The sequence below is a fragment of the Kribbella sp. CA-293567 genome (assembly GCF_027627575.1).
GTDB lineage: Bacteria > Actinomycetota > Actinomycetes > Propionibacteriales > Kribbellaceae > Kribbella.
This window is the reverse complement of record NZ_CP114065.1, coordinates 4,209,274-4,225,179: the sequence shown is the minus strand read 5'-3', so window position 1 is coordinate 4,225,179 and position 15,906 is coordinate 4,209,274. Positions and strand designations below refer to the sequence as shown.

Below are 15,906 nucleotides of genomic sequence, written 5' to 3'. Positions count from 1 at the left end.
GTCCTCGGACCGGAGCGATCCGCGGCAGCAGTTAGTGTGCGGAGCATGCGATTCGGAATCACCATCCTGCCGGAGTACCGCTGGTCCGAGGCGGAGCCGAAGTGGCGGCGCGCGGAGCAGCTGGGCTTCGACCACGCCTGGACCTACGACCACCTGACCTGGGGCGGTCTGCAGGACTCGCCCTGGTACGGCACCACCCCGACGCTGACCGCGGCGGCGATGGTCACCTCGACGATCAAGCTCGGCACCTTCGTCACCTCGCCGAACTTCCGGCATCCGCTGACGCTGACCCGCGACGTCCTGGCGCTCGACGACGTCTCGGCCGGCCGGTTCCTCTGCGGGATCGGCTCGGGCGGCGGGATCGACTCCACCATCCTCGGCGGCGACGAGCTGACTCCCCGGCAGAAGGTCGACCGGCTGGAGGAGTTCGTCGATCTGCTCGACCGGCTGCTGACCACCGACCAGGTCGACTTCAAGGGCGAGTACTTCGCCACCCGCAACGCCCGCACCCTGCCCGGTTGCGTCCAGCAACCCCGCGTGCCGTTCGTGATGGCCGCGAACGGACCCCGCTCGCTCCGCCTGGCCACCCGGTACGGCGCCGGCTGGGTGACGACCGGTCTCAAGTCGGACGACTTCGAGACCTGGTTCGGCTCGGTCCGCGACCTGAGCCACCGGCTGGACGACGTACTCCAGGGCCGTCCCTTCGACCGGTACCTCGCCCTCGACTCGGCCCGCTACTCACTGAGCAGTGCCGACGCCTTCGAAGAGGTCGTCACCCGCGCCGCGGACCTCGGTTTCACCGACGTGATCACCCACTGGCCCCGTGCCGCTGGGGTCTACGCCGGCTCCGAGGACGTGCTCGAACAGATCGCCGCCGAGGTCATTCCTCGGCTTCGCCAGTACGCCGGACGTAGACCGGCAGGAGATACCAGAAGGAGATGAACCAGGTGACGATCACCGCGACGGTGACGAGCGCGATCGTCCGGGACAGGACGACGTCGATCGCGAGCAGGACTCCACCACAGATCGCGATCAGCAGAAAGACCAGGCCGGCCGTGGCCAGGTGATGGGCGATCGGGATCATCCGGTCCCGCAGCCGCCGTTGGAAGACGATCCGGTGGAACGACACCGGGGCCAGGAAAAGGCCCATCGCCAGGGCCGAGGCGATCAGAGTGGCTGCGTACACGTCGTGGGTGAACACGTCCGCATCCTGGAAGCGGTCGGTGAAAGCGATGCTGAGCAGGAAGGCGAACAAGATCTGCGTCCCGGTCTGGGCGAGCCGCAGTTCCTGCAGCAGTTCGTTCCAGTGACGGTCGAGACGCTCACGTTCGTCTTCTTGGTCGCGACTGTACTTACCGTCGCGGGGGTCGTCCGACATGTGTCTCCTCACGGTCTGACCGTCAAGGTACCCCGCCGAAAACAGCCGGGAAACAGTCGGCGAACGCGGAAGAGGGCCGCACACCCGAAGGTGCACGGCCCTCTCGTCGCTCAGTTCAAGAAGGGTTGATCCGAGGATCAGATCGGGCGGATGTTCTCCGCCTGCAGGCCCTTCTGGCCCTGGGTGATCTCGAACTCGACGCGCTGGTTCTCGTCCAGCGAGCGGAAGCCCGAGGTCTGGATGGCGGAGTAGTGCGCGAACACGTCCGCGCCACCGTCATCCGGGGTGATGAAGCCGAAGCCCTTGTCAGCGTTGAACCACTTAACGGTACCGACAGCCATTGTTGTCTATCTCCTTGATGGCTTGTAACAAGACGCGATCCACACCTCATGAACCGCGTGTCGCCGAAAGGCCCCAGACGACGAAACCGGCCGTACAGCACAGCAAAAGTCAGTGGGAGTCCAAAACTGCAACGCGATAACTGTAGCCGATCCCGGGGCTCGTGTGGGGGGTGATCGGGAACACGTGTCGCGGAAAGTTGCCGGCCGCCACCCAGCGTGAATCACCGGCGGCCGTGACCGCACCCCGGGCGAGTGGGGTGACGAGACAACGAAACCCCCGCCGACCTGCTGATTCGTCCCGTCCGGCCACCAGCACGGCGGTCCCGATGACAGACAAGGGTGGACAACCCGCCCTGTACGCCGGGTGATCGGCGAGGGTCCGGACCGAATTTTCTCGGCGTGTCGTGCGCGCTGGACATCGGGCACCGGGCGGGAAAGGCTGAGTGGGTGATTCTCAAGGTGGTACGCAGCGGAGGCTTCGCCGGCCTGCGGGCGACGGCAGAGCTGGACACAGCGGGCCAGCCGGACAGCGAGCGGTTGGAGCAGGTCGTGCGCGCACTGAACGGCGCCCAGTTGGGCTCTGGTCGGCCGCAGCCGGATCGGTACGTCTACCGGCTGCAGGTGCACGACACGGACGCCTCAGAGCCCAGGGAGCTGACTATGGCCGAGCAGGACCTGAACGCGGACACCGCCTGGCTCCTGGACCGCGTCCTGCAGTCCTAGAGCCAGGCGGTGCCGGTACTGCGAGCGGTACGGTCGGTGCTCAGCGCCAGCTGATCTCCGGCGCGCGGTAGAAGTTGACGCTCAACACGTCCCAGCGCGAGCCCTGACCGCCCAGACGATCCTTGTACGTCGTCCAGTCGAGTGCCGACGCCTGCGACCAGCCGAGCTCGGCGATCCCCGGCAGTCGGGGGAACGCCATGTACTCCAGCTTGTCGAGGTCGTCGAGCGTTTCGGTCCACAGCGGCGCCTCGACGCCGGCGATCGCGCTCTCCGGCAGGTTCGGCACCAGGGTGGACGGGTTCCAGTCGTAGGACTTCTGCACCGAGACGAGCCCGGCCCAGGCCTGCCCGTACGGCGTACTGGCGTCGTACTTCATGTCCAGGTAGGCGCGGTTCGCCGGGGAGAGCACGACCTTGCTGCCCTGCGCTGCCGCCTTGCGGGCGAGTTCCTGCGAGCGTGCGTCGTCAGTACCCCAGTACTGCGCGATGCTGTTCGGCGGGAGCGGCGTCTCGGCGATCTCCTGCCAGCCCATCACCCGCTTGTTCTGCTTGGTGACCAGCGCCGCCGCCTTCGGGACGAAGGTCAGGTAGTCCGAGTGCGGCGTGGAGTGCGCCTCGTCACCACCCAGGTGGAGGACGTCGCCGGGGGACTGCTCGGCGACCTCCCGGAACACGTCGTCCAGGAACTGGTAGGTGATCGGCTTGGCGACGCAGAGAGAGCTGAAGCCGACCGCGGTGCCGGTGTAGAGCGGCGGGGCGATGCCGTCGCAGTTCAGCTCCGCGTAGGACGCCAGGGCGGCGTTGGTGTGCCCAGGCGTGTCGATCTCGGGGATGACCTGCAGGTAGCGGTCGGCGGCGTACCGGACGATCTCGGCGAAGTCGGCCTTGGTGTAGGACCCGCCAGGCGTGCCGGTCGTCTCCAGGCTGCCGCCGTACGTCGTCAGCCGCGGCCAGGAGTCGATCTGGATCCGCCAGCCCTGGTCGTCCGCGAGGTGCATGTGGAACTTGTTGATCTTGTAGAGCGAGGCGAGGTCGATGTAGCGCTTGACCTCGGCCACCGAGAAGAAGTGCCGCGAGACGTCGAGCATGACGCCGCGGTAGCCGAACCGGGGCGCGTCGGCGATCGCGGTACCGGCCAGGGTCCAGGGGCCTGTCTGGCGGGTCCGCGCGTCGGCCTTGGCCGGCAGGAGCTGTCGCAGCGTGGTGACCCCGCGGAAGAGGCCTTCAGGAGTCGCGGCGGTGACGCTGACGCCCTTGCGGTCGACCCGCAGCTGGTACCCCTCGGCGCCGAGCGAGGCCGGGCCGTTGGTGGAGAGCTTGATGTCGGTGATGCCCGGCACCAGCGGCACTACGGGCAGCGGGTAGCCCGTCGAGCGGCGGAGCTGGGAGGTGAGCTGGTCAGCGACCTTCTGAGCCGCACGGCGCTCCTTGGAGGTGGAGGCGACACCTACGACGCTCCACGGCTTCAGGGAGTAGTCCTGGCCGGCCAGCGCCTGCTGGGAGGACGGCTTGGGGATCAGCGACGAGCCAGGAGCGGCTGCCGGCAGAGCGGTGGCCGACGGGCTGACGGTCGGCTGGGTGGCGGTCGGCTGGGCAGCGGCCGGCGTGGTCAGGGCGATGAGGGGAGTCGCCAGCAGGGCGGCGGTGAGGACGCCTGCCAGTGAGACCCGACGACGAGGGCGGACGAGTCGTGTCATGACGCGTAGTGTTCGTCTGCTCACAGCCGGAGTCAAGATCTTTCCGCAAACTGTTTGCGTTACTCACCGGTCCGTGACCGGTCAACAAGGCGTGTCGCAAGGTGCGAAGTGTCGGTGCGACCTGCCATTGTTTGCGGCCGGGCCTTCTGACCAGGACGGGCCCGTCTGCAAGCAAGAAGACTTTCCTGAACAGGAAGCTGGAGGACAGATGACTCAGGTGGCAGAGCAGCCGGGCACCAGTGCCGGGCGGCTCGGCTCGGTGGTGCTGGACTGCCCGGACCCGCTCGAGCTTGCCCGGTTCTACTCGACGCTGTTCGGCCTCGCGGTCGACGAGCACGGTGACGAGGACTGGCGGAGCCTGACCGGCCCCGGGTCGACGCTCGGCTTCCGGCGTTCGGAGGACTACGTGCCGGCCACCTGGCCGAGCGCGGACGCGCAGCAACTGCATCTGGACCTGATCGTCGAGGACCTGGCCAGTGGCCACGCCACGGTCGTCGCCCTCGGCGCCGAGCCCCTCGACCCGGTCGACGCGCCGCCGGCCGAGAACGCCCGCGGCTGGCGCGTCTACGCCGACCCGGCCGGCCACCCGTTCCGTATCTGCCTGGAGTAATCGGCTAGATCCACTCCGACCGCCCCGCGAACGGATAGTCGCGGCCCTCGACGTACCGGGGCCGCGGCTGGTAGCTGTTCAGCCCCGGGGAGCCCTGCAGGTGGAACGCGCTGGGATAGGGCACCTCAGGGTCGGTGATCCGGGTCGAGGTCGGGATGTAGCGGATGGTCAGCCCGCACCGCCGGTCCGGTGAGGTGTTGGCGGTGCTGCCGTGCACGATGTTGGGGTGATGGACCTCGACGTCGCCGGGCGCGAGCACGATGTCGACCGCGCTCGACTCGTCCACCTCGACCGCGATCTCCTGGCCCAGCACGCTGTCGACCGTCGTGTTCGCCCGCATCTCGGCGATCGTGCCGCGATGGCTGCCGGGGATCACCCGGACACAGCCGTTCGCCGGCGTCGAGTGGTCGACCGCCAGCCACAGGGTCACCACGCTCATCGGATCGAGCGGCCAGAACGCCGCGTCCTGGTGCCAGAGCACCGGCCGGCCGGAGTACGGCGGCTTCGAGATGTAGTGCGACGCGAACAGCGCGACGTCGGGCCCGACGAAGGCGGCGGCGATCTCCAGCAGTCTCGGATCGCTCACCAGCCGTACCCAGAACGGGTCGTCGCGCAGGAAGGCGTGGCCGAGTTCCTCGGGTCGCACGTCGGGATGCCGGGCCTGCAGCCAGCCGACATGGTCGTTCACCTCGTTGATCAGATCCGCGTCGATCACGTCGCGGAAGATGACATAGCCGTCGCGCTGGTAGGCCTGGAGGCGGTCGTCCGTCAGCACCGTGGTCATACCGGAATCCTGACCGGGCAGCGCTCGCGGAACTAGCAGCTCACCAACGCGAACTTGTACTTTGTTGAGGTGAATCAGGTACTGCGGTTCGAGTGGTCCGCGTGGGGCCGGCCGTACCACGCCGCGCGGATCCGGTTCGCGCCCCGGGCCCGCGACTCCGAACTCCACACCCATGCCGACTTCCACGAGTTGATGGGCGTGCTGACCGGGTCCGGCGAACACCTGCTCGAGACCGGTACGTCGCCGCTGGTGGCCGGTGATGTCGTCCTCGTCCGGCCCCGCGACCGGCATGCGATCAGAGGCTCCGCACCGGACGGGCTGGAATTCATCAACATCGCCTTCCCGAGTTCTGCCTGGCAGGGGTTTCTCACCCTGACCCGGACCAATCCGACCGGCAGCTGGGATGCCGCCAAGCGCCCGATCGTGTTCAGGTCCCGGGATGCCGTGGCGGTGGCGGCCACGTTCGAGCAGGCGCTCCAGAGCTTCGCCGACGAGCCCGGGCACTTCGAGCTGATGCGTTTCTGGATCGACCTGCTGCCGCAGATCTCGCCCGAGGAGCTTCCGGCGCGTGCATCCGGTAGTCAGGCGCCGGACTGGCTGACCCGTGCCTGCGCGGCGATGCGAGCCGAGGAGAATCTCCGCGGGGGAGTGCCGCGCCTGCTCGAACTGGCCGGTGTGAGTCCCGCCCATCTCTCCCGCACGCTGCGGGCGGCGTACGGGATGACTCCTACCGACTTCGTCACCGACCTCCGGCTCGAGCAGGCCGCTGCGTTGCTGGCGGCAACCTCCGGGTCGATCGCGACGATCGCCGGCCGGTGCGGCTTCGCCAGTCAGTCCTACTTCACTCGTCGCTTCACCGCGGCTCATGGCGTCTCGCCGCGGACCTTCCGGCATCGCGCTCAGCGCGCGTTCGTGCCCTGAGACCGATTGACAATGCCTTGTCACAATGACAAGCTGTTGTCATGACCATGAACGAGAACGTCACCGTCCACCTCGCCGTTCACGACACCCTGGCCGACTGGGAGTACGGGTTCGTCGCGGCCCATCTCAACAACGGCGCCTGGCACCAGGTGCCCGGGCGCTTCAGGATGCAGACGGTGAGTGCCGGGCTGGAGCCGGTCACCACGATGGGCGGCTTGCGAGTGCTGCCGGACTCGGTGCTGGCCGAGCTGAAGCCTGAGGACAGTGCGATGCTGATCCTGCCCGGCAACGACCTCTGGCCGACCGAGGCCTATGAGCCGTACGTCGCCAAGGCGCGCGAGTTCCTCGAGGCAGGTGTGCCGGTCGCGGCGATCTGCGGGGCGACGGGTGCGCTGGCACTCGCCGGTCTGCTGGACGATCGCGAGCACACGAGCAACGCGGCGGCGTTCCTGGACAGTCTCGGCTACCAGGGTGGGGCGCTGTACCGGGAGGAGGCGGCAGTGACCGATCGCGGCCTGGTCACCGCCGGCGCCAACGCGCCGATCGAGTTCGCCCGGGCGATCTTCGCGGAACTCGGCGTGTACGAGGCGCCGGTCCTCGACTCCTTGTACAAGCTGTACGGCAAGCAGGACCCGGCCGGGTTCTACGAACTCATGGCTGTCTGAGAAGGACCCGACGTTGTGAATCGCGACCAAGAACTGCTCGCCGCCGCCGCGCTGACGGCGTTCAAGCTCAACGGTCAGTTCCTCGAGCTGGCCGAGCATCTCGCTCGGCCGGCCGGGGTGACCGTGGCCTGGTGGCAGGTGCTCGGCGCCGTCCTGGGTGAACCGCTGCCGGTTCCCGCGATCGCCCGCGAGATGGGCATCACCCGCCAGGCGGTGCAGCGGACGGCGGACGTGCTGGCCGAGCGCGGACTGGCGGAGTACCGCGACAACCCCGCCCATCGACGAGCGAAGCTGGTGGCGATCACCAGCGAGGGGCGCGCGGCGATCCGCGGCATCAGCCCGCATCATGCGAGGCACGCCGCCGAGCTGGTCTCCGTCCTGGGCGCGGATCAGCTGACCGAGGCGGTCGCGGCCCTCACGAAACTGTCCGGGGCGCTGGACGCGCTCGATCTGTCCGACTGACCACCGGCGCCCCGCCTCTCGCCCCCCGCCTCTCGCCCCCGCCCCCCGCCCCCTGGCAAAGTTCCGGAACCAATCTCGGGGAACGTTCCCTTGACAGTCGACCGTTCTCCCAGCAATCTCTGAGAGAGCGCTCTCTAGCCTGCAGGAACACCCGCCCGTCCCTTCCTGATTGGTTCCCCCATGTTCAGATCCCGAGCCGGAGCGCGCTCTCCGGCACTCCTTTGGCGCCCGGTGCTGTTGCTGTCGGCCGCGCTGCTCATCGCCACCTCCTTGGTGACCCCGCACGACAGCGCCCAAGCGAGCGGCAGAGCTCAGACTGCCGTCACGCTGCTGTCGCAGGGCAAGACGGCCACCAGTTCCACTGCCGAGAACGGCGGCACGCCCGCCTCGGGGGCCGTCGACGGCAACCCCGCCACCCGGTGGGCCAGTGCGTTCGCAGATCCGCAGTGGCTCCAGGTCGACCTGGGGGCGACCTCGGCGATCAGTCAGGTGGTGCTCAACTGGGAAGCGGCGTACGCGAAGTCCTTCCAGCTGCAGGTCTCCGCCAACGCAGGCGGCCCCTGGACCACCATCCACACGACCACCACCGGTACCGGCGGCAACCAGACGATCAACGTGACCGGGAGCGGCCGCTACGTCCGACTGCTCGGTACCGAGCGCGGTACCGGCTTCGGCTACTCGCTCTGGGAGTTCCAGGTGTACGGCGGAACGGACGACGGTCCGGCCGCTTGCAGCACCACCAACGCCGCACAGGGCAAGACCGCCACCGCATCGAGTACGGAGAACGGCGGTACGCCGGCGTCGGCAGCGGTCGACGGCAACCCGGGCACCCGCTGGTCCAGCGCCGCGGCTGATCCGCAGTGGATCCAGGTCGATCTGGGCACCAGCCAGACGATCTGCAAGGTCGGCCTGAACTGGGAAGCGGCGTACGGCAAGGCTTTCCAGCTCCAGACCTCCGCCAACGCGGGCGGGCCCTGGAGCACGATCTACACCACGACGACAGGCACCGGCGGCAACCAGTCCCTCGAGGTGACCGGCACCGGCCGCTACCTCCGGGTCAACGGAACCCAGCGCGGCACGGGGTACGGGTACTCGCTGTGGGAGCTCGCCGTCCACACCACCGATGGAGGAACCGGCCCGGTGATTCCGCCGACCGACCCGATGAACCCCGACCTCGGCCCGAACGTCGACGTCTTCACCCCCGCCACCCCGCAGGCGCAGATGCAGGCGCGGCTCGACCAGGTCGCGGCAGTGCAGCACACCAACCAGTTCGGCACCGAGCGCAACGCGCTGCTGTTCAAGCCCGGCACCTACACCGCCGACGTGAACCTCGGCTTCAACACCCAGGTGGCCGGTCTCGGCCTCTCGCCGGACGACGTCAACATCAACGGTCACGTCCGGGTCGAGGCGGACTGGCTGCAGCAGGGTGACAACCCCGACAACAAGCAGAACGCCACCCAGAACTTCTGGCGCTCCGCCGAGAACCTGGCCGTCACACCTCCGAACGGCCAGATCGAGCGCTGGGCGGTCGCGCAGGCGGCGCCGTACCGGCGGATGCACCTCAAGGGCGCACCCGAGATCCAGCTCTGGAGCGGTGGCGACGGATGGGCCAGCGGCGGCCTGTTCGCCGACACCAAGATCGACGGCCGGGTCGTGTCGGGTTCGCAGCAGCAGTGGCTGTCGCGGAACTCCGAGTTCGGCAGCTGGGCCGGCTCGGTCTGGAACATGGTCTTCGTCGGCACCAAGGGCGCACCGGCGAACAACTTCCCGAACCCGTCCCACACGGTCGTCGGCAGCACCCCGCAGATCCGCGAGAAGCCCTTCCTGTACGTCGACGGCGCCGGCAGCTACAACGTCTTCGTCCCGGCGTTGCGGCAGAACACCTCCGGTACCAGCTGGTCCAACGGCCCGGCAGCCGGCTCGTCGATCTCGCTGAGCCAGTTCCTGGTCGCCAAGCCCAGCACTCCGGTCGCGACCATCAACGCCGCGCTCGACCAGGGCAAGCACCTGCTCTTCACGCCCGGCATCTACCACCTCAACGACACCATCAAGGTGACCAGGCCGAACACCGTCGTGCTCGGCATCGGCATGGCCACCCTGACCCCGGACACCGGCAAGTCGGTGATCCAGGTCGCGGACGTGGACGGCGTCAAGCTCGCCGGTCTGCTGATCGACGCCGGCCCGGTGAACTCGCCGGTCCTGGTCGAGGTCGGTCCGGCCGGGTCGGCCGCCAACCACGCGGCCAACCCCACCTCGCTGCACGACGTGTTCGTCCGCGTCGGCGGCGGCGTACACCTGGGCCGGGCCACGGTCAGCCTGCAGGTCAACAGCAACAACGTGATCGGCGACCACCTGTGGCTGTGGCGCGCGGACCACGGTGACCAGGTCGCCTGGAACCTCAACACCGCGGACACCGGCCTGGTCGTCAACGGCACCGACGTGACGATGTACGGCCTGTTCGTCGAGCACTACCAGAAGTACCAGACGATCTGGAACGGCAACGGCGGCAGGACGTACTTCTATCAGAACGAAATGCCGTACGACGTGCCCGACCAGGCTTCCTGGTCCAGCGGTGGCGGGACCCGCGGCTGGGCGGCGTACAAGGTCGCGAACAGTGTCACCAGTCATGAGGCCTGGGGCGTCGGCGCCTACTCGTTCTTCCAGACGAACCCGTCGATCGTGGCCGACCGGGGCTTCGAGGTGCCCGACACGCCAGGAGTGCGCTTCCACAGCCTGGTGTCGGTTTCTCTCGGTGGCGTCGGCACGATCGCCAACGTCATCAACAACACCGGCGGGGCGGCCAACACGGCCACCCAGCAGCGCTACGTGGTGAACTACCCCTGACCTGAGTCGGGTGCCCCCTGAATCTGATACTCAGGGGGCATCCGACCAAGGGGAGACGAAAGCTGTGACCGACCAGACCGCCGCACCGCAGACCGGCTACGCCCCGGTGAACGGCCTGCAGATGTACTACGAGATCCACGGCGAGGGCGGTACGCCGCTGTTGCTGCTGCACGGCGGGTTGTTCAACATCGACCTGCAGTTCGGCCCGCTGCTGCCGGCGCTGTCGGAGAACCGGCAGGTGATCGCGACCGACTTCCAGGGCCACGGCCGGACGAACGACATCGACCGGCCGCTCGGTACTGCCGCCCTGGCCTCCGACGTGGTCGGGCTGCTCGAGCACCTCGGCCTCGAGCAGGTCGACGTCTTCGGCTTCAGCATCGGTGGCGCAGTGGCCGTCGAGCTGGCGATCCGCAATCCCGAGCTGGTCCGCAAGGCGGTCTTCTCCTCGGTCTCGTTCGCCCCCGAGGGCAACCGGGAGGAGAACGACGGCGCGATGGCGGACTTCAAGGTCGAGATGATCGCCGGTACGCCGATGGAAGCGGAGTACCTGGCCAAATCGCCGCACCCGGATCTGGAGCACCTGCAGGTCCTGCTCGACAAGATCGGCGGCTTCGACGCCGCGGCCACCGTCTGGTCCGACGACGACATCCGCGGCATCGCCGCGCCGACCCTGATCACGGTCGGCGACTGCGACATGTTCAAGCTCGACCACATGGTCAAGTTCCTGCAGTTGCGCGGCGGTGACGTCAACGGCGACTTCGTGGGCGTGCCCGCCTCGCAGCTCGCGGTCTTCCCGGGCACCACCCACTTCAACGGCCTGGCCCGCACCAACCTGGTCCAGGACGTCGTGCTGACCTTCCTCGACGCGCCGATGCCCGAGGCCTGAGCCGCACTAGGCGGTGGTGAGCGCCTTCCGGATCCGCTTGTCGGAGACCGGGTACGGCGTGCCGAGCGTCTGCGCGAACAGGCTGATCCGGAGTTCCTCGAGCATCCACCGGACCTCGAGGAGTTCCGGACTCGGGTACTTCCCGGTCGGTACGGCGCGTAGGCGCTTCTGGTACTCGTCGGTCAGCGTCTGCACGATCGCCATCCCGGAGCGGTCGCGCATCGCGTTGGCGCCGATCTTGTCCAGCCGCTGTTCGATCCCGCGCAGGTAGCGGGCGAGATCGGGCAGCCGTTGGGCTCCGGCCTCGGTGATGAAGCCGCGATGGACCAGCCCCTCCAGTTGCCCCCGGACGTCGGACAGCGCCGCGAGCAGGGCCGGGCTGGAGGAGCGGGAGATCAGCTTGTCGACCGTTCGCGCGTTCGCCAGCACCTGCTCGACCTGCTGGAGGATCGTCAGCACGGTGTCGGCGAGGTCGGACCGGACGGCGTCGCGAAGGAACGAGAAGGCGGTGAGATTCCAGACCGGGCCGCCGGCCGCCGCCATCAACTGGTCGACGGCGGCCGAGATCGCGTCGTCCAGCAGGTCGCCGACACTGCGGTGCGGGCCTGCCAGCAGCGTCATCTTCTGCTGGTTGGTCAGGTGCCGCTGGACCACGTCGATCACCGACGGCATGGTGAGCAGCAGCAACCGGCGGGTGCCGGTCCACATCGCGGCGGCCTGGTCGCGCTCGGTCTCCTGCAGCCGGATGGCGACGCTCTTGCCGTCGTCCACCAGGGCCGGATAGCCGGCCACGGTGAGTCCGTTGCGGTGCTCGGAGAAGCTACGTGGCAGGTCGCCGAAGGTCCAGTCGGTCAGGCCGCTCTTCTCCAGCCCGCTGACCGCCTTCGAGGCGACCTGGGAGATCGCGGCCTTCGTCTTCGGCTTGAGCCGCTCCTTCAGCGCCGCGAGATCCTTGCCCTCGGCCACCGTCTTGCCGTGGTCGTCGACCACCCGGAAGGTCATCCGCAGGTGCTCCGGCACCCGCGACCAGTCCCAGTCGTCCTCGTCGATGATCACGTCGCGCAACTGCCGCAGCTCGCGCGCCATCGCCTCGACCAGCGGACCCGAGGCCGGGTCGAGCTGGGGGAGGATCTGCCGGGCGTGGTCGGGGGCCGGCACGATGTTGCGGCGGATCGCCTTCGGCAACGACTTGATCAAGGTGGTGACGAGTTCCTCCCGGAACCCCGGCACGCTCCACTCGAAACCGTCCGCGCCGACCTGGTTGAGGACCAGCAGCGGCAGGTGCACGGTGACGCCGTCGGCGTCCGTGCCGGGCTCGAAGGCGTAGGTCAGGTCGAAGGTCATCCCGTTCTGCGACCAGGTGAGCGGGAACTCCTCCTCCTTGACCTCGGCGCCTTCGCGAACCACCAGCGACCGCTCGAAGTCGAGCAGGTCGTGGTCGCGCTGCCGGGCCGTCTTCCACCAGGTGTCGAAGTGCCGGCCGGTGACCACCTCGGCGCCGATCCGCTCGTCGTAGAAGGCGAACAGCGTCTCGTCGTCGACCAGCAGGTCGCGGCGCCGGGTGCGTTCCTCCAGCTCCTCGACCTCCTCGATCAGCTTGCGGTTCTCGTGGAAGAACTTGTGGTGGGTGTCCCAGTCGCCCTCGACCAGCGCGTGCCGGATGAACAGCTCGCGCGACACCTCCGGGTCCACCGCGCCGTAGTTGATCTTGCGGTGGGCAACGATCGGTACGCCGTACAGGGTGACCTTCTCGTAGGCCATCACCGCACCGGCCTTGCGTTCCCAGTGCGGTTCGGAGTAGGAGCGCTTGACCAGGTGCTGGGCCAGGTCCTCGGCCCACTCCGGCTCGATCCTGGCGTTGACCCGGGCCCACAGCCGCGAGGTCTCGACCAGCTCGGCGGCCATCACGAACTGCGGTGGCTTCTTGAACAGGGCCGAGCCGGGGAAGATCGCGAACTTGGCGCCGCGGGCACCGATGTACTGGTGCTGGTTGGCGGGATCCTTGAGCCCGAGGTGGGACAGCAGACCGGACATCAGCGAGACGTGCACGGCCTGCGGATCGGCGGCCTCACCGGAGTTGAGCGTGACGCCGATCTGGGTGGCGACCTGGCGCAGCTGCGCGAAGATGTCCTGCCACTCGCGGACGCGGAGGTAGTTGAGGTACTCGCTCTTGCACATCCGGCGGAACTGGTTGCCGGACAGCTCCTTCTGCTGCTTCTTGAGGTAGTTCCACAGGTTGAGGAAGCCGAGGAAGTCGGAGGTCGGGTCGCGGAACCGCGCGTGCGCCTGGGTGGCCTGGGCCTCGGCGTCGGTCGGGCGCTCGCGCGGGTCCTGGATCGACAGCGCGGAGGCGATCACCATCACCTCGCGGACGCAGCCGTGCTTGCCCGCCTCGACGATCATCCGGGCCAGCCGCGGGTCGAGCGGGATCTGCGCCAGCTGCCGGCCGACCGGGGTCAGCTGCCGGGTGCGCTCGGCCGCCTTGGCCGAGTCGATCGCGCCGAGTTCGGTCAGCAGTTGCAGGCCGTCGGTGATGCTGCGCCGGTCGGGTTCGTCGATGAACGGGAACGCGGCGATGTCGCCGAGGCCGATCGCGGTCATCTGCAGGATGACGGAGGCCAGGTTGGTGCGCAGGATCTCGGGGTCGGTGAACTCCGGGCGGCTGTCGAAGTGCTCCTCGGAGTACAGCCGGATGCAGATGCCGTCGCTGGTCCGGCCGCAGCGGCCCATGCGCTGGTTGGCGCTGGCCTGCGAAACCGGCTCGATCGGCAGGTGCTGCACCTTGGTGCGGTGCGAGTAGCGGCTGATCCGGGCGGTGCCGGGATCGATCACGTACTTGATGCCGGGCACGGTCAGCGAGGTCTCGGCGACGTTGGTGGCGAGCACGATCCGCCGGCTGGACCCGTGCGACTGGAAGACACGGTGCTGCTCGGCGTTCGACAGCCGGGCGTAGAGCGGCAGGATCTCGGTGTTGCGCAGGTTGTGGTCGGCCAGCGCGTCGGCGGTGTCGCGGATCTCCCGCTCGCCGCTGAGGAAGACCAGCACGTCGCCCGGTGCCTCGCCGGCCAGCTCGTCGACCGCGTCCAGGATCGCCTGGGTCTGGTCCCGGTCGATCGTGCTCGGGTCGTCCGGATCGTTGATCGGGCGGTAGCGGGTCTCGACCGGATAGGTGCGGCCGGAGACCTCGACGATCGGCGCGGGCCGGCCGGCGGCGTCGGCGAAGTGCTCGGCGAACCGCTCCGGGTCGATGGTCGCCGAGGTGATGATCACCTTGAGGTCGGGACGCCGGGGCAGCAGTTGCTTGAGGTAGCCGAGGATGAAGTCGATGTTGAGGCTGCGCTCGTGTGCCTCGTCGATGATGAGGGTGTCGTAGCGGCTCAGCTCCCGGTCGCGCTGCAGCTCGGCCAGCAGGATGCCGTCGGTCATCAGCTTCACCAGAGAGCGGTCGCTGACCTTGTCGGTGAAGCGGACGGCGTACCCGATGGCGTCGCCGAGCTCGGTGTCCAGCTCCTCCGCGATCCGCTCGGCCACCGTCCGCGCGGCCAGCCGCCGGGGCTGGGTGTGCCCGATCATGCCGCGGACGCCGCGGCCCAGTTCCAGGCAGATCTTGGGGATCTGGGTGGTCTTGCCGGACCCGGTCTCACCCGCGATCACCACCACCTGATGGTCCCGGATCATCGCCGCGATCTCGTCCTTGAGCTGACTGACCGGCAGCTCCTCGGGATACCTGATCTCCGGTACGCCGAGCCGCCGCTGCTCCACCCGCTGCTCGGCCTGCTCGATCCGCGCGGTGATGTCGGAGAGCGCGTTCTCCCGCTTGCCGTCTTCCCGCAGTCCGCGCAACCGCTCCAGCCGCCGACCGAGTTGATCCCGGTCGACACCGATCAGCCCTTCCAGCCGGGCCGCCAGCGCCGCAACCTCACTCCCACCACTTCCGGCGCGCGACTCACCGCTCTCCGGTGGTGCGGTGTCGCCGGTGCCGACGGCAGAACCGCCCGCGGGCTTCTTGCGGCGGCGGCGAGGACGGCGGGGCCGACCGGGATCCTGGGAAGGACCGGTAGCTGGGGTGGGACTCTGCGATTCGGTCCGGGCTTCAGGCATGTCGGAACCAGTTTAGGCGGCCGGCTCCAGCCGCTCATCCCGATTTACGAAAAGTCAGTCGTCGCGGGAGCCGGCGACCTTGACGGCGAGCACCGGAACGGGGGATTCGAGCAGCACGCGCTGGGCGGTGCTGCCGAGGATGAGCTTGCCGACCGGGCTGCGGCGGCGGAGGCCGAGGACGATCAGCGTGACGTCGTTGGCCTCGGCCGCCTTGAGGAGTTCGGCGGCCACGTCGCCGGTGCCGACCGCCTGCTGGATCGTCACCTCGACGCCGCGCTCCCGCAGCCGGGCCTCGGCCGCGTCGAGCTCGGCCTGGTTCGCGTAGCGGGAGTCGATGTAGGCGTCGCCGCGGCTCGTGTTGAGCAGCAGGACGGCGGCGCCGCGCAGCTCGGCTTCGGCGGCGGCGGCTTCGAGAGCGGCCTCGCCTTCGGGCGTCGGTACGTAGCCCACCAGGATCTTCACGGGGCCCACTCTCTCATCACCGCCGGTCACCGA

At 68.6% G+C, this 15,906-nt stretch carries 14 protein-coding genes; 8 read left to right on the top strand and 6 right to left on the bottom strand.

What is annotated here, in order from left to right:
- The first annotated feature begins 45 nt into the window (after nucleotides 1-45).
- Nucleotides 46-942 carry an LLM class flavin-dependent oxidoreductase gene (locus tag OX958_RS19350; RefSeq protein WP_270130286.1) on the top strand — a complete coding sequence of 299 codons (897 nt, stop codon included), beginning with the start codon at nucleotides 46-48 and terminating at the stop codon, nucleotides 940-942.
- Here the strand turns inward: OX958_RS19350 and OX958_RS19345 are convergent.
- Together OX958_RS19345 and OX958_RS19340 are read right to left on the bottom strand one after the other, a co-directional pair.
- Nucleotides 881-1,378, bottom strand: coding sequence for a DUF6328 family protein (locus OX958_RS19345; RefSeq protein WP_270130285.1), 498 nt, complete (start codon nucleotides 1,376-1,378; stop codon nucleotides 881-883). The genes OX958_RS19350 and OX958_RS19345 overlap by 62 nt on opposite strands.
- A 137-nt stretch (nucleotides 1,379-1,515) precedes the next feature.
- Nucleotides 1,516-1,719: a cold-shock protein gene (locus OX958_RS19340; RefSeq protein WP_012921273.1), complete on the bottom strand. Its 204-nt coding sequence runs from the start codon at nucleotides 1,717-1,719 to the stop codon at nucleotides 1,516-1,518.
- Nucleotides 1,720-2,166: 447 nt separating this feature from the next.
- Here OX958_RS19340 and OX958_RS19335 point away from each other — a divergent pair, with 447 nt between their 5' ends.
- Complete coding sequence (locus tag OX958_RS19335) at nucleotides 2,167-2,442, top strand: protealysin inhibitor emfourin (RefSeq protein ID WP_270130284.1); 276 nt, start codon at nucleotides 2,167-2,169, stop codon at nucleotides 2,440-2,442.
- A gap of 40 nt (nucleotides 2,443-2,482) precedes the next feature.
- Here the strand turns inward: OX958_RS19335 and OX958_RS19330 are convergent, their stop codons facing one another.
- Entirely contained in the window at nucleotides 2,483-4,138 is a 1,656-nt protein-coding gene (locus tag OX958_RS19330; RefSeq protein WP_270130283.1) for a beta-N-acetylhexosaminidase, read from the bottom strand.
- A gap of 208 nt (nucleotides 4,139-4,346) precedes the next feature.
- On the opposite strand from OX958_RS19330, the gene OX958_RS19325 reads away from it, so the two are divergent.
- Nucleotides 4,347-4,748 carry a VOC family protein gene (locus tag OX958_RS19325; protein ID WP_270130282.1) on the top strand — a complete coding sequence of 134 codons (402 nt, stop codon included), beginning with the start codon at nucleotides 4,347-4,349 and terminating at the stop codon, nucleotides 4,746-4,748.
- 4 nt (nucleotides 4,749-4,752) lie between these two features.
- Here OX958_RS19325 and OX958_RS19320 read toward each other — a convergent pair whose 3' ends face one another.
- Nucleotides 4,753-5,532, bottom strand: coding sequence for a phytanoyl-CoA dioxygenase family protein (locus OX958_RS19320; protein ID WP_270130281.1), 780 nt, complete (start codon nucleotides 5,530-5,532; stop codon nucleotides 4,753-4,755).
- 69 nt (nucleotides 5,533-5,601) lie between these two features.
- On the opposite strand from OX958_RS19320, the gene OX958_RS19315 reads away from it, so the two are divergent.
- From OX958_RS19315 to OX958_RS19295, 5 genes are all read left to right on the top strand, one after another.
- Nucleotides 5,602-6,453 (top strand): helix-turn-helix transcriptional regulator, encoded by an 852-nt coding sequence (locus tag OX958_RS19315; protein WP_270130280.1) that lies wholly within the window; start codon nucleotides 5,602-5,604, stop codon nucleotides 6,451-6,453.
- Nucleotides 6,454-6,494: 41 nt separating this feature from the next.
- Nucleotides 6,495-7,118 carry a DJ-1/PfpI family protein gene (locus tag OX958_RS19310; protein WP_270130278.1) on the top strand — a complete coding sequence of 208 codons (624 nt, stop codon included), beginning with the start codon at nucleotides 6,495-6,497 and terminating at the stop codon, nucleotides 7,116-7,118.
- A gap of 15 nt (nucleotides 7,119-7,133) precedes the next feature.
- Nucleotides 7,134-7,580, top strand: a complete 447-nt coding sequence (locus OX958_RS19305; RefSeq protein WP_270130276.1) for a MarR family winged helix-turn-helix transcriptional regulator — start codon at nucleotides 7,134-7,136, stop codon at nucleotides 7,578-7,580.
- A 180-nt stretch (nucleotides 7,581-7,760) separates the two neighbouring features.
- Entirely contained in the window at nucleotides 7,761-10,424 is a 2,664-nt protein-coding gene (locus OX958_RS19300) for a discoidin domain-containing protein (RefSeq protein ID WP_270130274.1), read from the top strand.
- A 64-nt stretch (nucleotides 10,425-10,488) separates the two neighbouring features.
- Nucleotides 10,489-11,310 carry an alpha/beta fold hydrolase gene (locus tag OX958_RS19295; protein WP_270130272.1) on the top strand — a complete coding sequence of 274 codons (822 nt, stop codon included), beginning with the start codon at nucleotides 10,489-10,491 and terminating at the stop codon, nucleotides 11,308-11,310.
- A 6-nt stretch (nucleotides 11,311-11,316) separates the two neighbouring features.
- Here the strand turns inward: OX958_RS19295 and hrpA are convergent, their stop codons facing one another.
- Together hrpA and OX958_RS19285 are read right to left on the bottom strand one after the other, a co-directional pair.
- The gene (gene hrpA, locus OX958_RS19290) at nucleotides 11,317-15,411 is read right to left on the bottom strand and encodes an ATP-dependent RNA helicase HrpA (RefSeq protein WP_270130270.1); all 4,095 of its coding nucleotides are present in this window, start codon (nucleotides 15,409-15,411) and stop codon (nucleotides 11,317-11,319) included.
- A gap of 54 nt (nucleotides 15,412-15,465) precedes the next feature.
- Complete coding sequence (locus OX958_RS19285; RefSeq protein WP_442913205.1) at nucleotides 15,466-15,873, bottom strand: universal stress protein; 408 nt, start codon at nucleotides 15,871-15,873, stop codon at nucleotides 15,466-15,468.
- Nucleotides 15,874-15,906 lie beyond the last annotated feature (33 nt).

Coding starts and splice junctions, on each gene's coding strand:
- OX958_RS19350 (WP_270130286.1), top strand. CDS start 46: ATGCGATTCGGAATCACCATCCTGCCGGAGTACCGCTGGTCCGAGGCG.
- OX958_RS19345 (WP_270130285.1), bottom strand. CDS start 1,378: ATGTCGGACGACCCCCGCGACGGTAAGTACAGTCGCGACCAAGAAGAC.
- OX958_RS19340 (WP_012921273.1), bottom strand. CDS start 1,719: ATGGCTGTCGGTACCGTTAAGTGGTTCAACGCTGACAAGGGCTTCGGC.
- OX958_RS19330 (WP_270130283.1), bottom strand. CDS start 4,138: ATGACACGACTCGTCCGCCCTCGTCGTCGGGTCTCACTGGCAGGCGTC.
- OX958_RS19325 (WP_270130282.1), top strand. CDS start 4,347: ATGACTCAGGTGGCAGAGCAGCCGGGCACCAGTGCCGGGCGGCTCGGC.
- OX958_RS19320 (WP_270130281.1), bottom strand. CDS start 5,532: ATGACCACGGTGCTGACGGACGACCGCCTCCAGGCCTACCAGCGCGAC.
- OX958_RS19310 (WP_270130278.1), top strand. CDS start 6,495: ATGACCATGAACGAGAACGTCACCGTCCACCTCGCCGTTCACGACACC.
- OX958_RS19300 (WP_270130274.1), top strand. CDS start 7,761: ATGTTCAGATCCCGAGCCGGAGCGCGCTCTCCGGCACTCCTTTGGCGC.
- hrpA (WP_270130270.1), bottom strand. CDS start 15,411: ATGCCTGAAGCCCGGACCGAATCGCAGAGTCCCACCCCAGCTACCGGT.